At 41.8% G+C, this 1,872-nt stretch carries 3 protein-coding genes; all 3 read right to left on the reverse strand.

Annotation, left to right across the window (positions count from 1 at the left end):
• Nucleotides 1-824: hypothetical protein (locus ACO6VE_RS24415; RefSeq protein WP_422464095.1), on the reverse strand; the 824-nt coding region annotated here is incomplete at its 3' end.
• Entirely contained in the window at nucleotides 817-1,299 is a 483-nt protein-coding gene (locus ACO6VE_RS24420) for a hypothetical protein (protein ID WP_422464097.1), read from the reverse strand. The genes ACO6VE_RS24415 and ACO6VE_RS24420, both read right to left, overlap by 8 nt.
• A partial coding sequence (locus tag ACO6VE_RS24425; protein ID WP_422464099.1) for an HlyD family type I secretion periplasmic adaptor subunit occupies nucleotides 1,289-1,872 on the reverse strand: 584 nt, incomplete at its 5' end. The genes ACO6VE_RS24425 and ACO6VE_RS24420, both read right to left, overlap by 11 nt.

Genomic DNA, 1,872 nt, shown 5'->3' on the forward strand with positions numbered 1-1,872 from the left:
TCGAAGACCAGAAGGCCATCGTTTTTACCTACCCAGCCAGTCTTTTCAGCCAGAAGATTGCCATCATGATCAAAATAAACGCCTTCTGACTCATTGATGGTTTCGACACCATCTCCGTCTAAGTCGAGGATAATTGGAGAGGTGAGGTTTTCAGCTCCATTGAATTCAGGGTTATTTCCACTTGACCGTAAAATATCTCCAAGCCCAAGAGGGTCAAGGAATTTAAAAATAGATTCAAATGAATTACTCGTTGCTGTTCCAAAAATGATTGCAGCAGGAATGCTGATCCACGCTGTAGTTGAAACAAGAAAGACTCCCAAAGCTGCACCTGCAACAGCACCGACAAATGCGCCTGCAGCACCATAATAATCGTCATTTAGAAGTTTAATAGTAACGCCTAAACTATCAGCCAGAGGGCCAGCAGCTTTACCTCCTGCTGAAAGTAGTTGCCGGTTTACAGAGTTAAGCATCGATGTATCCACAGCGTCTAAAGCTTCAATCCCTTTAGCTTTTACTTGCTCTGAGTACTCCTTAAAAATCATAGAAGTATTGTCTAAAGTCTGTTGTGCAAGCTTTGACTTATTTGGACTTAAACCAGGCGAGTCTGCCTTTTTTGCTAATTCAGAAGCTCGCTGGGAGTAATAGTCAAATTCTGCAGATAGTTTTTCAGCTATTTCCTGCTGTTTAACTGCATTATTAAAATCTTGTGCGGAGTATTTATCTGTTATTTCAGTTAATACTGAAGATAAACCACTTGCCGCTTCTCCCCAATACTTATCAAAATAATACTGAAATGTGTCATTATCGGTTGCTGGATTACTCACTTATTTCTCCTTTCATTTTCCTGAAGGTAATTGACAAAAATATAGTGACGAGGCTAAAGGAAAAGAACACAAGTAAAACAGCTCCAACCCAGTCCGCAACTTGAATTAATCTTCGCAAAAGCTGTGTATACATTCCCTGCTCAGTGAGTGGTATCAATCCCAACCCAGCAAGTAAAAAACATGGTATAAGCAAAAAAAAGATCATCCTTTTCTCAATAGAGAGGGGAGGATCTACTATGACTTGACTTCTGATAAATAAAAAAAACATTGGGAGGGAAACGATATAGAAAGCAATAGACCAACAGAACTTTTCATAATCGCTGACATAAGGTTCAAAGCTACTAAATAGCGATATTGTGAAAATACTAAATTCTGTTTGACTAGATAGTAGTATGGAAAATAATATCCCACTGAAAAACCAGAGCAAAAAAAGGATTGCGCTTCCTTTTTTCAGTCTTATTTGTTTATCTCTCACGTATACTCTCCTGTTTGAACCTCAACAGAGGACTCAGAAAATACTCAATCAGGCGCCTTTGCCCTGTTTTAATTTCTACCGCTACACTCATTCCCGGAGCCAAATTCACCTTCCGGTTTTCTAATTGCATCCAGTCTTTTTCAATCTGAACATTGGCAAGATATCTCAAACCCAGTTTTTCATCGGGCACGGCATCGTTGGAAACGGAGGTTAAAGTGCCATCAATTAAACCGTATTTAGTGAAGTTAAAGGTGTCGATTTTCACTTCGGCGCTTTGACCTTCGTGAACAAAACCGATGTCTTTGTTCAGTATCCAGGCTTCCACTTCCATCTTTGCTTCGGCGGGGACGATCTGCATCAGTGCCTGTGCTGGCTGTACAACACCACCGATGGTATGGACCTGTAGTTGTTGCACCGTGCCATCAATGGGCGAGGCGATTTTTTGTTGGTCGTGCAACTCTTCTGCTTTGATGCGTTCCTGCTCCAGTGTGTCCAGCTGACGGTGCAGCTGTTCCTGCTGATCCAGGCTTTCCCGGCGAGTCTGTGCATGGAGGCTGGCCAGTTGATGTTGCA

It is taken from the genome of Endozoicomonas sp. ALB115 (assembly GCF_049310245.1).
Taxonomy (GTDB): domain Bacteria; phylum Pseudomonadota; class Gammaproteobacteria; order Pseudomonadales; family Endozoicomonadaceae; genus Endozoicomonas.